Origin of the sequence: Stenotrophomonas oahuensis (genome assembly GCF_031834595.1) — a bacterium.
GTDB lineage: Bacteria > Pseudomonadota > Gammaproteobacteria > Xanthomonadales > Xanthomonadaceae > Stenotrophomonas > Stenotrophomonas oahuensis.
On sequence record NZ_CP115541.1, the window covers coordinates 1,238,977 to 1,253,695 of the forward strand.

The 14,719-nt window shown below is 64.9% G+C and carries 16 protein-coding genes; 5 read left to right on the plus strand and 11 right to left on the minus strand.

The window, feature by feature from the left end; translation table 11 throughout:
* Positions 1-58 precede the first annotated feature (58 nt).
* The 6 genes from PDM29_RS05400 to PDM29_RS05425 all read right to left on the minus strand — a co-directional run bounded on the left by PDM29_RS05400 (position 59) and on the right by PDM29_RS05425 (position 7,422).
* Positions 59-772 (minus strand): haloacid dehalogenase-like hydrolase, encoded by a 714-nt coding sequence (locus tag PDM29_RS05400; protein ID WP_311192854.1) that lies wholly within the window; start codon positions 770-772, stop codon positions 59-61.
* Positions 769-1,563, minus strand: coding sequence for an indole-3-glycerol phosphate synthase TrpC (gene trpC, locus PDM29_RS05405; RefSeq protein ID WP_311192855.1), 795 nt, complete (start codon positions 1,561-1,563; stop codon positions 769-771). The genes PDM29_RS05400 and trpC overlap by 4 nt, the downstream gene beginning before the upstream one ends.
* Before the next feature lie 81 nt (positions 1,564-1,644).
* Positions 1,645-2,682 carry an anthranilate phosphoribosyltransferase gene (gene trpD / locus PDM29_RS05410; protein ID WP_311192856.1) on the minus strand — a complete coding sequence of 346 codons (1,038 nt, stop codon included), beginning with the start codon at positions 2,680-2,682 and terminating at the stop codon, positions 1,645-1,647.
* Positions 2,683-2,714: 32 nt separating this feature from the next.
* Positions 2,715-3,293 (minus strand): anthranilate synthase component II, encoded by a 579-nt coding sequence (locus PDM29_RS05415; protein ID WP_311192857.1) that lies wholly within the window; start codon positions 3,291-3,293, stop codon positions 2,715-2,717.
* Positions 3,294-3,351: 58 nt separating this feature from the next.
* Positions 3,352-4,827 carry an anthranilate synthase component I gene (gene trpE, locus PDM29_RS05420; protein WP_311192858.1) on the minus strand — a complete coding sequence of 492 codons (1,476 nt, stop codon included), beginning with the start codon at positions 4,825-4,827 and terminating at the stop codon, positions 3,352-3,354.
* Positions 4,828-5,022: 195 nt separating this feature from the next.
* Positions 5,023-7,422 (minus strand): Tle-like phospholipase domain-containing protein, encoded by a 2,400-nt coding sequence (locus tag PDM29_RS05425; RefSeq protein ID WP_484606901.1) that lies wholly within the window; start codon positions 7,420-7,422, stop codon positions 5,023-5,025.
* A 98-nt stretch (positions 7,423-7,520) separates the two neighbouring features.
* Here PDM29_RS05425 and PDM29_RS05430 point away from each other — a divergent pair, with 98 nt between their 5' ends.
* The 3 genes from PDM29_RS05430 (at position 7,521) to PDM29_RS05440 (ending at position 9,616) form a co-directional block, all read left to right on the plus strand.
* A complete protein-coding gene (locus PDM29_RS05430) occupies positions 7,521-8,390 on the plus strand; it encodes an ankyrin repeat domain-containing protein (protein ID WP_311192860.1) in 870 nt (289 codons plus the stop codon).
* Positions 8,387-9,253 carry an ankyrin repeat domain-containing protein gene (locus PDM29_RS05435; protein WP_311192861.1) on the plus strand — a complete coding sequence of 289 codons (867 nt, stop codon included), beginning with the start codon at positions 8,387-8,389 and terminating at the stop codon, positions 9,251-9,253. Before PDM29_RS05430 ends, PDM29_RS05435 begins: the two co-directional genes overlap by 4 nt.
* Positions 9,254-9,361: 108 nt before the next feature.
* Positions 9,362-9,616, plus strand: a complete 255-nt coding sequence (locus PDM29_RS05440) for a putative hemolysin (RefSeq protein WP_311192862.1) — start codon at positions 9,362-9,364, stop codon at positions 9,614-9,616.
* Between the two features lie 12 nt (positions 9,617-9,628).
* Here the strand turns inward: PDM29_RS05440 and yegS are convergent, their stop codons facing one another.
* From yegS to PDM29_RS05465, 5 genes are all read right to left on the minus strand, one after another.
* Positions 9,629-10,552, minus strand: a complete 924-nt coding sequence (gene yegS, locus PDM29_RS05445; RefSeq protein WP_311192863.1) for a lipid kinase YegS — start codon at positions 10,550-10,552, stop codon at positions 9,629-9,631.
* Between the two features lie 180 nt (positions 10,553-10,732).
* A complete protein-coding gene (locus PDM29_RS05450; RefSeq protein WP_311192864.1) occupies positions 10,733-11,158 on the minus strand; it encodes a hypothetical protein in 426 nt (141 codons plus the stop codon).
* 107 nt (positions 11,159-11,265) lie between these two features.
* Positions 11,266-11,757, minus strand: coding sequence for a GNAT family N-acetyltransferase (locus tag PDM29_RS05455; protein ID WP_311192865.1), 492 nt, complete (start codon positions 11,755-11,757; stop codon positions 11,266-11,268).
* A gap of 2 nt (positions 11,758-11,759) precedes the next feature.
* A complete protein-coding gene (rpe, locus tag PDM29_RS05460) occupies positions 11,760-12,437 on the minus strand; it encodes a ribulose-phosphate 3-epimerase (RefSeq protein WP_311192866.1) in 678 nt (225 codons plus the stop codon).
* Between the two features lie 37 nt (positions 12,438-12,474).
* Complete coding sequence (locus PDM29_RS05465) at positions 12,475-12,807, minus strand: J domain-containing protein (RefSeq protein ID WP_311193725.1); 333 nt, start codon at positions 12,805-12,807, stop codon at positions 12,475-12,477.
* Positions 12,808-12,951: 144 nt separating this feature from the next.
* Between PDM29_RS05465 and PDM29_RS05470 the strand changes: the two genes are divergently transcribed.
* Entirely contained in the window at positions 12,952-13,878 is a 927-nt protein-coding gene (locus PDM29_RS05470) for a phosphoribosylaminoimidazolesuccinocarboxamide synthase (protein ID WP_311192867.1), read from the plus strand.
* Positions 13,879-13,889: 11 nt separating this feature from the next.
* Positions 13,890-14,375, plus strand: coding sequence for an Mpo1 family 2-hydroxy fatty acid dioxygenase (locus PDM29_RS05475; protein ID WP_311192868.1), 486 nt, complete (start codon positions 13,890-13,892; stop codon positions 14,373-14,375).
* The last annotated feature ends 344 nt before the right edge of the window (positions 14,376-14,719 follow it).

A 14,719-nucleotide genomic window follows, 5' to 3' on the forward strand; every position in this document is an offset into this window, starting at 1 on the left:
GCCGTCGCACGACCAACGGTCGTGCGCTACCGGTCCGGTAGGTAACGACCGTTGGTCGTTACCGATCTCCGCCGCGATCCACACAACCCCAATTGAGGATGCGCGTACCCGGCTTCAACACCTGGCGGAAGAACGCCACCTTCGAGTGCTTCGGATTCACCACCACCGGATCCTTCGCTGCCAGCAGCAGCGGCAGATCGGCGGTGCTGTCCGAGTACGCCACGTCGATGTCGCCATAGCCGCGCTCGCGCAGCATGCGCATCTTTTCTTCGTTGTGGCAGTGCCGGGTCGCCCCGACTGCGCCCAGGCGCGGCCCCACTTCGCTGCCGATCACCGGCACACCCTGGTGGGCGACGAAGGCGAGGATGGCGCGGGCCAGCTCCGGCGGCGCACCGGTGGCGACGACCACGCGGTCGCCCTTGGCGCGGTGTTGGGCGAACACCGCCAGCGCCTGTGGCAGCAGCTTGGCGCGCAGCTGCGCCTCGTGCTTGATCACGTAGGCGTCAATGACCCGGTTGAACTCGCGCGCGCGGTGCAGCCCGAAGGTGGCAATCCACACGTAGACCGAGATGCCGGTACGCCGGGTCGGCAGCATCGCCACCAGCGGCCCCGCGATGGGGGTGACCAGCAGCGCGGCCAGCAGCCGCAGCGGATTGCGCTTGATCAGCGAGGCGAACAGATGGCTGCCGGAATCGCCGTCGTACAGGGTGTGATCGAAGTCGAAGACGACCAGCGGGGCATCGTCGTGCGGTGTCGGATAGGTCACAGTCATGCGTTGAAGAATAGCTGACGCAGGCCTTCGCCGGGCTCCTCCACCCGCATGAAGGCCTCACCGACCAGGAACGCATGGACGCCTGCGTTGCGCATCAGCGCTACATCATCCGGCCCGAGAATGCCGCTTTCGGTCACCAGCAGACGGTCGCGCGGCACCGCCTGACGCATCTCCAGCGTGGTCTGCAGCGAGACTTCGAAGGTGCGCAGGTTTCGGTTGTTGATGCCGACCAGCGGCACCGGCACCTGCAAGGCACGCTCCAGCTCGTCGATATCGTGTACTTCCACCAGCACGTCCATGCCCAGCTGCATCGCCAGGTCGGACAGTTCGGCCAGCTGGCGATCATCCAGCGCGGCCACGATCAGCAGGATGCAGTCCGCGCCCAGCACGCGCGCCTCGTAGACCTGATACGGGTCGATCACGAAGTCCTTGCGCAGCACCGGCAGAGTGCAGGCGTCGCGCGCCTGCTGCAGGTAGGCGTCGGCCCCCTGGAAGAAGTCCACGTCGGTCAGCACCGACAGGCAGCTGGCCCCGCCGAACTCGTAGCTGACCGCGATGTCGGCCGGATGGAAGTCCGGGCGGATCACCCCCTTGGACGGGCTGGCCTTCTTCACCTCGGCAATCACCGCCGGGTCGCCGTTGGCGATCGCCGCCTGCAGCGCGCGGGCGAACCCGCGTACTGGCGGGGCGCTGGCCACCTGGGCCTGCAGGGTCTCCAGCGGCACCTGCGCACGGCGCGCGGCCACTTCTTCGACCTTGCGGGCCAGGATGGTGTCGAGGATGTCGCTCATGGGGAATTCGGGTCCTTCAGGCCAGCCATGCAGTCAAGCAGGCGATTATCGGCCAGTAGCGGGTGGGGCGTGAAGGCGGGCTCAGGCCGCGTCGTTCAGGCGGCGGGTGGCGGCGACGTAGTCCTGCATGCGCTGGCGGGCGCTGCCGTCGGCAATGGCCGCGCGTGCGCGCGCCAGCCCATCGGCGATGCTCTCAGCCACGCCGGCCACGTACAGCGCGGCACCGGCATTCAGCGCCACGATGTCCAGCGCCGGGCCAGGTTCGTTGTCGAGCACGCCACGCAGCATGGCGATGGACTCTTCCGGCCCGCTCACCTTCAGGTTGCGGCTGGCGGACATGGCGATGCCGAAGTCTTCCGGGTGGATCTCGTACTCGCGCACTTTGCCGTCACGCAGCTCTCCCACCAGGGTGCCAGCACCCAGCGAGATCTCGTCCATGTTGTCGCGCCCCCACACCACCAGCGCGCGCTCGGCCCCCAGCTCACGCAGCACGCGCGCCTGGATGCCCACCAGATCCGGATGGAACACGCCCATCAGCACATTGGTGGCCCCGACCGGATTGGTCAGCGGGCCCAGAATGTTGAAAATGGTGCGCACGCCCATTTCGCGGCGCACGGGTGCCACCACCTTCATCGCCGGGTGGTGCATCGGCGCGAACATGAAGCCGATGCCGGTTTCCTCGATCGCACGCGCGACCTGCTCCGGGCGCAGTTCGATCACCGCACCCAGCGCCTCCACCGCATCGGCACTGCCGGACTTCGACGACACGCTGCGGTTGCCGTGCTTGGCGACGTTGGCTCCGGCGGCCGCGACCACGAACATCGCGCAGGTGGAGATGTTGAAGGTATGCGAGCCGTCACCGCCGGTACCGACGATGTCCACAAGGTGGGTCTTGTCCTGCACCGGCACCGCCAATGCCAGCTCGCGCATCACCGTGGCCGCGCCGGCGATTTCGCCGACCGTCTCCTTCTTCACCCGCAGACCGGTCAGGATCGCGGCGGTCATCACCGGTGACACTTCACCGCGCATCACCTGACGCATCAGGTCGATCATCTCGTCAAAGAAGATCTCGCGATGCTCGATCGTGCGCTGCAGGGCTTCCTGGGGGGAGAAGGTCATGCGGGTGTCCTTTGTGATGCGGGCAGCGCGGCTCAGCGCTGCAGGAAGTTTTTCAGCAGGGCGTGGCCATGCTCGGTGAGGATCGATTCGGGGTGGAACTGCACGCCCTCGACCGGATGTTCGCGATGACGAAGGCCCATGATTTCCTCGATGGAACCATCGTCGTTCTCGGTCCAGGCGGTCACTTCCAGGCACGCCGGCAGCGTGGTCTTGTCGACCACCAGCGAGTGGTAGCGGGTGGCCTGGTAGCGGTCCGGGAGGCCGGCGAACACGCCCTTGCCCTCATGCCGGATCGGCGAGGTCTTGCCGTGCATGATGTTGCCGGCTCGGATCACGTCACCGCCATACACCTGGCCGATGCTCTGGTGGCCCAGGCACACGCCGAGGATCGGCGTGGACGGCCCCAGCCGCTGGATCAGTTCCAGCGACACGCCCGCTTCATTGGGCGTGCACGGACCGGGCGAGATCACGATGCGTTCGGGGCGCTGCGCGGCAATCTCGTCCACGCTCATCGCGTCGTTGCGCACCACCTTGACCTCGGCCCCCAGCGTCTGCAGGTACTGCACAAGGTTGTAGGTGAAGCTGTCGTAGTTGTCGATCATCCACAACATGGAAAAATCCCTGGAATTCTGTGGGTAGTGCCGGCCGCTGGCCGGCAACAAAAAAACCTCAAAGGCCCTTGGCAGCCTGCGCAACGGCGCGGAACAGCGCACGGCCCTTGTTCATGGTCTCGTCCCATTCCTTGCCCGGGTCCGAGTCATAGACGATGCCGGCACCGGCCTGCACGTGCAGGCGGCCGTCCTTGATCACCGCGGTGCGGATCGCAATGGCGGTGTCGGCGTCGCCGTGCCAGCCGATGTAACCGATGCTGCCGGCGTACACGTTGCGCTTGATCGGCTCCAGCTCGCGGATCACTTCCAGCGCGCGGATCTTCGGCGCGCCGCTGACCGTGCCGGCGGGGAAGGTGGCACGCAGCACATCGGCGTAGCTCAGGCCCGGCTGCAGACGGCCAGTGACTTCGCTGACGATATGCATGACGTGGCTGTAGCGTTCGATCACGAACTGCTCGCCCACTTCGACCGTTCCCGCCTGCGAGACGCGGCCGGCGTCATTGCGGCCGAGGTCGATCAGCATCAGGTGCTCGGCACGCTCCTTGGGATCGGCCAGCAGTTCGGCTTCCAGCGCGTTGTCTTCTTCCACCGTGGCCCCGCGCGGACGGGTGCCGGCGATGGGACGCACGGTGACTTCGCCGTCCTGCAGGCGCACCAGGATCTCCGGTGAAGAGCCGACCACCTGCACGTCGCCTGTGTCGAGGAAATACATGTACGGCGACGGGTTGAGCGCGCGCAGCGCGCGGTACACATCCACGGGGCGCGCCTTGAACGGCACGCTCAGGCGCTGGCTGAGCACCACCTGGAAGATGTCGCCGGCGCGGATGTATTCCTTGGACTTGTCCACCGCAGCGATGAAGCCGTCGCGGGTGAAGCCAGACACGAAGTCGTTCTCGTCCAGTACGTCGCGGGTGATCGGGGCCGGATAGCCCGCGCCCGGGTCGCGCAGCTTGGCCACCAGGGCGTCCAGCCGCGCCTGCGCCTCGTCGAAGGCACCGGGCTGGCGCGGGTCGGCGTGCACGATCAGGTACAGGCGGCCCTTGAGATTGTCGAAGACGGCCAGGTCTTCCGAATGCAGCAGCAGGATGTCCGGGGTGCCCAGCTCATCGCGGCCACGCGGCGGAGCCAGGCGCGGTTCGATGTAGCCGATGCATTCAAAGCCGAACCAGCCCACCAACCCACCGGTGAAGCCCGGCAGGCCGGCCAGCTTGGGCACCGAATGGGCGCTGCGCAGCGCCTCCACTTCGGCGAAGGGATCGGCCACCTCGCGGGTTTCCACCACTTGCCCGGCCTCACGCACGGTCAGGGTGTGGCCGTGGAAGGCATACACCCGGCGCGCCGGCAGGCCGATGATCGAGTAGCGCCCAAAGCGCTCGCCGCCTTCGACGGATTCAAACAGGTAGGTATGCGGGCCGTCAGCGAGCTTCAGGTACACCGAAAGCGGCGTGTCCAAGTCGGACAGCACTTCACGGACAACGGGGATACGGGTGTGGCCTTCAGCGGCCTGCTGCTGGAACTGCTCGAGCGTGATCAAGACGACTTTCCTTCCGGGAAACGGTGGTGGCGGGACGGACGACGGCAACAGGCCACCATCGCCAACCACGGCGAGCGGAAGAAAGGGTATGCGGGGTCGTCAGAATGGACACCGGGGGACTGTAACCCATGGCCGGGGGCCAGGGGAACCCGCCTGGGCACTGTGGCCCAGGCGGGAAACGGGCACAGGCGAGCCTCAGCCCATGCGGCGGGCGGCGGCCTGCTGCTCCTGGTCGCGCTGGCCGGCGTCCAGGTCCTGCGCCTGCTGCTTGTCGGGAGTGGCCTGGGCGATCTGCTGGCGGTTGACCTCGGCGACCTGCTCGGTACTTACGCTGAGCGGCTGCTGGCGGCCCTCGGCAATGTCCACCTGGGCCAGCTTGCGGTGCACCGAGGTGGTGTCCTGGGTGTCGACCGCGAACACGCGGGTGCGGTCGGTGCTGAGCACAACATGTTCAATGCGCTCCAGCCCTCCCTGCTTGGCCTTGCTGGCCAGTGCGCCGGCCAGCTGGTCGCTGTGCAGGTCCGGGGTGAGGTTGTGGGCCACGTCCAGCGCGTGCACGCCGGTCTGTGCGCCTTTGAACAGCGGGTAGTCGGCATTGCTCGGGTCGTTGATGCCCACCACCAGCGACGCCGGCTCGCCGTTCAGGCTGGCCTGACGGCCGTCGTTGGGGTGCTGGATGCGCTGGTGCTGCTCGACAAGTTTGCGCGCGGCGGCTTCCTGCTTGGCCAGCTCCGAATCCAGGCTGGGAATGACGGTTTCGGCCATGCCGTGGCGGGCGGTGGCCTCGGCAAATGCGGGGCCCAGCTTTTTGGCCAGCACGGCGGTTTCGGCCAGGTTGACGGCATTCAAGGGCTTGGCCGGGGTGGGAATGTGGGTTGCAGCGGCCGTGGTCAGCGCGGCAGTGGTGCCACCCACCGTGGCCAACACCGCCGGTGCCTGGGCCGTCACGTGCTTCACCTGATAGCCGACAAAGTCGTAACCCTTGTCCACATACGCACCGGCGGTGGCATAGCCGTTGCGCAGCGAGCCGGCGACCCATTGGCCGCCGTGGTCGATGCTGCTGGCGACGCGCTGCCCGGCGGCGCGCACTGCTGCCGCGTCCTCACGCGCATCGCGAGTGGCATGTTCGGCGCGGGCGTCCCCCATGTTACGGGCAGAATCGGCCTTGCCGCGCAGGTCCTTGGCCAGATCATCCTTGCCGATCAGGTCGGCTCCCCATGCCACTGCCGACCACACACCGGACTGGGCACGGCTTTCCACACGATGCAGGGTGGACTCAACCATGCCGGTCAGCTCACGACCGCTGGCAATGACGGTGGCCCCCGCCTTGGTGCTGACCTGCAGGGTGGCCGACCCCATATCCACTGTCTTGCCAAGCACCATGCCCTGCACGCGCGCGGTCTGCTCAACAGCATCGCCGACTTTATCCAGGCCGTAGCCAACACCAGCACCGACAGCTTCGATCCCCTGCCCGACTACGCGCCCAACCTGCATGCCGTGCGCGCCCGCATGCAGCACGGTAGACAACGGCCCAGCCAGCTCTGCAACCTGGCTGGGTGCGCTGACCTTGGCGCGGTCGACCAGTTGATCGCCTACACGTGTCTTGGCCTCAAGCAATTCAAGATGGCCGGCCGCAATGGGAATGTTGCGCAGTGCATCCTGGCCGGGTTTGGTCGCCAGCTGCTCGATGAACTGTGCCGCTGAAGTCTGTGCGCCTGGCGGCATGGCTTCGCGAAGCTTGTCGCCGACCAGCTTCTGCATCATCGGTTCGCGCAGCAGCAGACCTGCCTCATTGGCCAGCAGGCCGTAGCCGTGCCGATGCTCCTCGCTCAACCGCTGCATGCCGTTCTGTACATCGTTCAGCACCTCGCCACCGGTCTGATAGGTGCGCACCGTCTGCTGCGGATTGAAGGTAGGCAGGCCGTTTTCCTTGCCGAAACGCGCGGCTGTGTCTGGATGCAGGCCGGCGGCGTTGAAGGTGGTGGCGCGCGCACCGGTGACGGCGGAAGCGGCCGAGGCCATGCCGCCGCCCAGGGAGTGGCCTGCGATTTCGAAGCTGCCCGGCAACTCCTGGTTAACGACAGAAGCGAGCTGCATGGCCCGATCGTAGTAATCGCTGCGCATGCCAATGCCTTGCTGGCCATTATTGAGGAAATCCTCCCCTCCCGACTCACGTCGCCCCCCCGGAGCCGACGGATCAACGATTTGCCCGGTAGATCCCTTGTAAACAATGACCGGCTTTGCACTCTCACCGAAGACTGCCTTGTCTGGAAGGTAAATATCGGCACGGAACCCAGAATCCTTGGGTTCCAACAGTTCTTTGAGATCGGAATCAGGTATGTTCAGACCCGCAGCGCGCAATGCCGCCGGATCACTGCTGGCACGTGTCCAGCCAACAGGAGGGCTCCCTTGTTTGTTGGCCGAGAGATAGACGTCAGAGGCCAGCCCCGACATTTCACGTGCGTGATAGGTTTCCTGAAGGCGATCTGCCTCTTTGTCATTCCCGCTGTCTCGCAACTGCTGGACAAGCTGGTTTTGTTCCTGGATGGCACGGGCACGCGCCTCGATATCCGGACCGCTCATGGCAAGCTCCATTGCTCAGTGAAGGACGCGGCCCCTGATCCGCGTTGCTTATCGAATAACAGAACAGTTTGCTAATGTCACCCCATCAGGGGTTCCACATCAGGACGATCATGCGCTCCAGTCTTCACAACTTGATGGCGAAAACGCTCATAAGTGCGGCATGGGTCACACTTTTCTTTATGAGCGGCTGTGCCGCCTCCTCTGCACACGGGGCTGGCGATTACTTCGATGGACGAGCACTACAGCTCGCAGTGGCCTCTGAAAGTGGCGACTCCGACACCATCACACGCTTGGTAATGAAGGAAGGCGTCGATCCCGACAAGACCTTCGCCCGTCGCGATGGCATTCCAGTGATTGCGTGGCCACTTCGCGCCCGCAGCCTTGAGGGACTTCAGGCATTGCTCGAGGCAGGTGCGGATCCCAATGCGCGTGAATCCAAGCACATGAATGGAGAAATGATCCATTTCAACAATGCGATGGTCTACGCAGCGAAGATGGACGATCCACGCTACTTGGAACTCTTGCTCAAGCACGGCGGAAACCCGAACACGCGCAACATCAACAACGAGACTCTTCTGCTTCAGGCGTTCCTTAGTGGAAATCAGTGGAAGAACATTCAAGTCCTGATTGAGAACGGTGCGAACATCAACGAATCCAGCTTGAGCATGGGCGATGACACAGTTCTTAGCTGGTATACACGACGAGGGGGATTCGATTCGGCCTATTGGCTTCTTGAACATGGTGCCGACCCCAGGATTTCGAAGCCATCAGCCAATACACCGGACGGAGCTGCAAGGCAGAAGATGGTCGAAGACATCTACTGGGAGATCACGACCCCTGACCTGCTTCCCTGGCAGAAGAAGTGTCAGCAATGGCTTGTTGAGCGCAACATTCCTCGCCCACCGCTGCCGGAACATATCCGTCGGAAGCGAGAAGCATTTGGGTTTCCGAGCAAGGAAGCGGACATTCCGCTGCTTTGAACACGCACACCCCGCGAGCACGAATCCTCAGAGCGGCACATGCCTTCACCGGCATTCTGTCAATAATCCTCTTGACAGGCTGCGATCCGACATCGGCCAACGGTGCTGCGGAGTACTTCGAAGGCAGCGCACTGCAGCTCGCAATCGCCAGTGAGCAAGGCGATTCCGACACCATCACGCGACTTATCAAAGAAGAGGGGGTGAATCCCGACACAACCTTTGCAAGCCGCGATGGCATTCCCGTCGTCGCCTGGCCACTCCGCGCCCGAAATCTGGAGGGACTGGATGCGCTGCTTGAGGCTGGCGCAAATCCCAATGCGCGCGAGTCGAAACACATGAATGGCGAAATGATCCACTTCAACAACGCCATGGTGTTCGCAGCGATGATGGACGATCCTCGCTATCTCGCCCTTCTCCTCAAGCACGGTGGCGATCCGAATATCAGGAACGTCAATAACGAAACACTCCTTTTCCAAGCATTCATCAGCGGAAATCAGTGGGAGAACGTGAAGCTCCTCGTAGAAAACGGCGCGGAAGTAAACGAGTCCAATCGTGGCTCAGCAGACACTGTGCTGGGCTGGTACACCACGCGCGGGGGATTCGAGCATGCGTACTGGCTCCTGGAGCACGGAGCGGTGCCTACGGTGATGATGAAGTCGTCAATTGGAAAGCCTGACAGGATGCATATCGCAGAAGACATCTATTGGGGCATCACCACCCCTGACCTGCTCCCCTGGCAGAAGAAGTGCCAGGAATGGCTGATTGCGCGCAACATCCCGCGGCCCGCTATGCCCGTCGGCATCCGGGACAAGCGGAAAGCTTTCGGATTTCCTTACGAAGAAGAAGATATCCCGCTGCTTTGAACGCCTACAGAGTGAAGCAGCCGGGCAAGCCCGGCTCTACGGGAAACAACCGGGCGGATCCCGGTGCCATGAAAGCGGGCGGACGAGCCCGCGCAACGGGAGGCGGTCATGCGTAAGGTGCTGAAGACGACTGTGGTGGGTGCGGGGATGATGTTGGCCGGGTGCGGGTCGACGGCAAAGCCGGACGCTGCCGACCCTGCTGTGGGCATGGCCAATCCGGCGTCGGTGTACTGCGTCGAGCTGGGCGGGAAGAGTGTGATCGAGACCGATGGCGCGGGTGCGCAGACCGGGTTCTGCCATCTGCCGGATGGAACCAAGGTCGAGGAATGGGCGTTGTATCGGCGGGATCATCCGGCGCGGTGATGGCGTGCCCGGTTACACCAGCTCGGTGTCGTGCGGCAGGTGCATGCGCACGCGGCCGGGCACGCAGTCGATGCGGAAGTGGCGCGCCTTGACCGGTTCGCCATCCAGATTCAGCGTCATCGGCTGATCGGCGTCGATCTCCACCCATTGCGCGCGCGTGCGCTCGGCCACCTGCTCCAGCGCGCCGCGCTTGCCGCCCTTCACCAGCGCCGCGAAGGTGGACATGACCTCGCCGCTGAGCTCGGGAATGATGGTCAGGTCGAGCAGGCCGTCGTTGATCACCGCCTCCGGGCACAGCACCTGGCCGCCGCCGGCCTGGCGACCGTTGCCGATGCCCAGCGCGATGAAGCCGCCTTGCCAGTGGAAGTCCTGGCTCCGCACCCGGGCCTGGATCGGCTCGATCTTGCCCAACCGCGAGATACCGGTAACCAGGTAAGCCAACCCACCCAGCACCTTCTTCAGGCCTTCATCGGTTTCCACCGTGACCTCGGTACCGAAACCACCGCTGGCGACGTTGGCGCACCACCACGGATTGCCGTCGGCGTCGATGCGCAGCAGGTCGACCGGGCGCGGCGACTGCTGCTCGATCAGGCTCAGCGCGGCCAGCGGTTCGTCCGGAATGCCGGCGGCGGTGGCGAAGTCGTTGGCGGTGCCCAGCGGCAGCAGGCCCAGCGAGGGCAGCGCATCGGCGGGCTCGTCACGGTGGGCCAGGGTTTCGGCGACCTCGCTGAGGGTGCCGTCACCGCCGGCGGCAATGATGGTGTCCACGCCATGCTCGATGGCCTCGGCCACGTAACGCTCGGCGTCGCCGCCCTCCCAGGTGACCCGGACCTCGAGCGCGATGCCGCGCTCGCGCAGGATGTGCACGGCCTCGCGCACATCCTCGTTGCCGGTGGATTTTCCGTTCAGGATCAGACGCCAGCGGGCACGGCTCATGCAGCATTTCCATCGGTGGGGACGCGCAGGCTAGCAGCGGGGTGTTTCAGCCGTGGTGAACGTCATCAAACGGTCACCCAACACCCGGAGAATGGAAGGCCATAGCAGGGATGATGGATGGAGGCAGGATCAGCCTCCCGCTGTTTCCGGGGTCGCATCTGAAAGGGTGCGGCCTTTTTTTCATGCGGCGTCTGCCGGTTGCACGAGGGCGGCCGGGCCATCAATCGCGTTGCGGTGGTCCTGCACGCGCGCCGGCCGTGGGGGTTGCTGGGCCAGCTCTGCCCTGACCTCGGCAAGCCGCTGGCCAGCCTGCCTGTATCTCCGCACCTGCAGGACACCCACGGCGAAGATTCCAACCACTGCAACGCTGACGCTCAGCGCGTTGCTCGTGCCCGTCGTAAAGCGAACAGCAATATCCGTATCCGGATCCGTATCCGGCTGGCGCGCGGCGGGACCCTGCATCCACGCCGGTGGCTCATTGGATATCCGCTGCAGCACGCTTCCCAGCGCATCCCCCACCGCCGCGAGCGCCGTGGTTCCGGCACGAATACTCAGTTCAGTGGCATGCGAAAGCGTGACATTCACAGGGCATAGCAGCGGCAACATCAGGACCTCGGGGGGCTATCGACGGGACCCGCGATTGTCCTTCCCGCGCCGCAATTGCGTCAGAGGCAATGCCGACACTGCGCCGGCAATCGCCACGCCTGCAACGCTTACGCGCGTTCGGCAAACGCCTTCAACGCGTCGCCTTCAAGCCGGTACACCGTCCACTCGCTCTGCGGACGCGCGCCCATCGCTTCATAGAAGTCGATGGCCGGGGTGTTCCAGTCCAGCACCGACCACTCGAACCGGCCGCAGCCTTCGGCCACCGCCTGCCGTGCGATGTACTGCAGCAGCGCCTTGCCGGCTCCGCTGCCGCGGCTGGCAGGGCTGACGTACAGATCTTCCAGGTAGATGCCGTTGCGGCCCAGCCAGGTCGAGTAGTTGTAGAAGTACACCGCGTAGCCGATCGGCTGACCTTCCGCTTCGCAGATCAGCGCGCGTGCCTTGGCACCGTCGCCGAACAGGCTGTCGCGGATGCCGGCCTCGTCGGTCTGCACCGACGATTCGGCCTTCTCGTAGATCGCCAGCTCGCGGATGAGGCGCAGAATCAGCGCTGCATCCTCAGCAACGGCATCGCGGATCAGCACGCCGGCAGCGGCCATGCTCAGCCCCGCGCCTTGGCGACGTTGCGGCGCATCTGTTCGATCACGTCCTTATAGCTGATAGGCGCATTGAAGATGGCCGAACCGGCAACGAAGGCGTCTGCGCCGGCGGCGGCAATCGCACCGATGTTTTCGGCCTTAACCCCGCCGTCGATCTCCAGGCGGATGTCGCGGCCGCTGGCGTCGATCTTCTCGCGCACCACGCGCAGCTTGTCCAGCGCAGACGGAATGAAGGCCTGGCCACCGAAGCCCGGGTTCACCGACATCAGCAGCACCAGGTCCAGGTCATCCAGCACCCAGTCCAGCACGTCCACCGGGGTACCCGGGTTGAGCACCAGGCCCGGCTTGCAGCCCAGCGAACGGATCAGCTGGATGGTGCGGTGCACGTGGCGGCTGGCTTCCGGGTGGAAGCTGATGTACGTGGCCCCGGCTTCGGCGAAGTCCGGAATGATGCGGTCCACCGGTTCCACCATCAGGTGCACGTCGATGGGCGCGGTGATGCCGTGCTTGCGCAGCGCCTGGCAGACCATCGGGCCGATGGTCAGGTTGGGCACGTAGTGGTTGTCCATCACGTCGAAGTGCACCCAGTCGGCACCGGCGGCAAGCACGTTGTCCACTTCCTCGCCGAGACGGGCGAAATCGGCGGACAGGATGGAGGGGGCGATGATGCAGTTGGACATGGCCAGGGCCTTGCAGAAGGAAGAAGGGAGGGCAGCGCTAGCCGCGCTTGCGCAGGGTCTTGATGCGGTCGTAGGCGGCGTTGAGCTGGCGCGACTTGCGCTCGGCCTGCTGGCGCAGCTCGGGGGCCGCGCCCACCACCTTGTCGGGGTGGTACTGGGAAATCAGCCGACGGTAGGCCAGGTCGACCTCGGCATCGGTGGCCTCGGAGGTCAGCCCCAGCTCGCGGTAGGGATTTTCCCTGTTCAGCCGGAACCAGTCGGCGTCGAAGGCATGGCCGATGAGCAGGCCGATGACCGCCCCGAACAGCGGGTTGGGCCGGAACAGCAGGGCCCCGGCGATGAATCCGAGCAGTTTTCCGTACCAGCGCATGGTCGTCGGGGCGGCCGCTTGAAAAAGGTGATCCATTTTACGTCACAGCGGGCCCAACCCGCTTTACACTAGGCCGCCCGCTGTCTGGCGGGCCCGTCACCGGGTGCCCTGGACAGCTGTCTCGACGAAGCCTCAGGAGTGCCCGTGCCGACCACGTTGTTGCAATCCGATCTCCCCGGCCTGCCCTTGCGCCATCGCGGCAAGGTGCGTGATGTTTTCGACATTCCGCGCGACCGGCTTCCTGCCGGCACCCCGCCGGGGGACTACCTGCTGATGGTCGCCACCGACCGTCTGTCGGCCTTCGACGTGGTGCTGCCGGACCCGATTCCCGGCAAGGGCGAAATGCTCTGCCAGGTCTCGAACTTCTGGTTCGCCAAGACCGCCCACCTGATGCCCAACCACCTGACCGGCATTGATGTCGCCAGCGTCCTGCCCGAAGGCGTGGACCCGGCGCTGTATGCCAAGCGCGCGGTGGTCACCCGCAAGCTGAAGCCGGTGCCGGTGGAAGCCATCGCCCGCGGCTATCTGATTGGCAGCGGCTGGAAGGACTACCAGCGCACCGGCAAGGTCAGCGGTATCGAACTGCCTGACGGCCTGCGCCAGGCCGAACAGCTGCCGGAACCGATCTTCACCCCGTCGACCAAGGCGGCGGTGGGCGACCACGACGAGAACATCGACTTCGACGCGATGGTCAAGCAGGTGGGCGTGGACCTGGCCGAGCGCGTGCGCGACGCCACCCTGCGCATCTACAAGTTCGCGGCGGATTACGCCCGCGAGCGCGGCATCATCCTGGCCGACACCAAGTTCGAGTTCGGTACCGATGAAGACGGCCGCCTGTACATCATGGACGAGATGCTGACCCCGGATTCGTCGCGCTACTGGCCGGCCGATCAGTACGAAGTGGGCACCAGCCCGCCAAGCTACGACAAGCAGTTCGTCCGTGATTACCTGGAAACGCTGGACTGGGGCAAGACCGCCCCGGGCCCGAGCATCCCAGCCGACATCATCGAACGCACCCGCGCCAAGTACGCCGAGGCGCTGCAGCGCCTGGCCGGCATCAGCGTGGATTGACGGAAGCCACCATGTCCACCACCACCCAGGTTGTGCGGCCGATTGACCGCTACTTCGCCAGCTACTCCGACGACCACCGCAATGCGCTGAACCAGCGCATCCACGTGGTCGCGGTGCCGGCGATCCTGTGGTCGGTGGTGGGCTTGTTGTGGTGCATTCCGCCGCTGATCACCTGGTTCCAGCACGGCATCTGGGCCGGCCTGGCGATGTTCACCGCCTGGTGCTTCTACAACCGCCTGTCGCGGTCGCTGGGCATCGGCATGCTGGGCCTGCTGTTCGTGTGCGGCTGCGTGTGCCGTCTGCTGGAAGCCCAGATCGGCATTGCCGGCCTGGGCTGGACTGCCTTGGGTGTGTTCGTGGTGGCGTGGATTGCGCAGTTCATCGGCCACAAGTTCGAGGGCCGCAAGCCCAGCTTCCTCACCGACCTGACCTACCTGCTGATCGGCCCGGCCTGGGTGATGGCCAAGCTGTTCCGCCAGATGGGCTGGAAGTACTGACGGTAGTGCCGGCCGCTGGCCGGCAACCACGCCCCCCAACCTGAACGAAATCGATCATCACCGGCGCTGCACGGACCCGCGCCCAGCATCGCCGTGGGTGCTCCATTTTCGACATCGGCCATTCATGTCCAGGCCAGCCGGGGTGTGGTCGCAGCCCCTGCCGTTGCTGGGCGGAAACGCTCGCGACGAACAATGGGGGGCCAGATGCGGCAAAGCGGACGGGATTGTCCATACGACTTTGACGGGTGCCGAATGGGGCGTATATGGGGCCTGAAAAAATGAACCACGCACGTTCCCTGCAGTTGCTGGCGTATTCGGGTATATCGGCGACAAATGACCGCCTG